1 protein-coding gene is annotated in these 518 nt (G+C 25.5%); it reads left to right on the top strand.

The genetic code is table 11. From position 1 onward, the window contains the following. Positions 1-344 precede the first annotated feature (344 nt). A partial coding sequence (locus tag RH95_RS09435; RefSeq protein ID WP_010248967.1) for a plasmid mobilization protein occupies positions 345-518 on the top strand: 174 nt, incomplete at its 3' end.

Genomic DNA, 518 nt, shown 5'->3' with positions numbered 1-518 from the left:
TATAATAAGTGAAATATGTCTATTATCAATAGCACTAAACTTAAATAAACTGGCATCAAAAATAGAAAATAAGAATTTAGAAATCATAAAATACAAAGCTGCTTGAGAAAAAATTTTTAAAAGTATAGCTTTATTAAGTGCACTCATTTTTAAGAGAAACAAGAAAAATTTATCTAGAAAATATTTTAAAAGCAAAAAACACAATGGCTAAACTTAAATACTTGATAAAAAAATGATGTCGCAGAGTAGAATCATCTATTCTGCAACATCACCTTTTTTTTATCAATTTTACCTTGTTAGGGAGAACCCTAAGACCCCAATATTTTATGATAAGGAGATATACTATGGATAATAGAAAAAGAAATAATCAACTAAAAATATATTTAACAGATGAAGAAAAAGAAATCTTTGAAAAGAAAATGAAACTTGCAAATTGCAAAACTATGTCCCACTTTCTTAGAAAGTGCGTATTAGAGAAAGAAATTTATGTAGTGGATTTAGAACCATTTAGAAACCTA

This window comes from Peptoniphilus rhinitidis 1-13 (assembly GCF_000246925.1).
Lineage (GTDB): Bacteria > Bacillota > Clostridia > Tissierellales > Peptoniphilaceae > Peptoniphilus_A > Peptoniphilus_A lacydonensis.
This window is presented reverse-complemented; position numbering and strand designations above follow the sequence as displayed.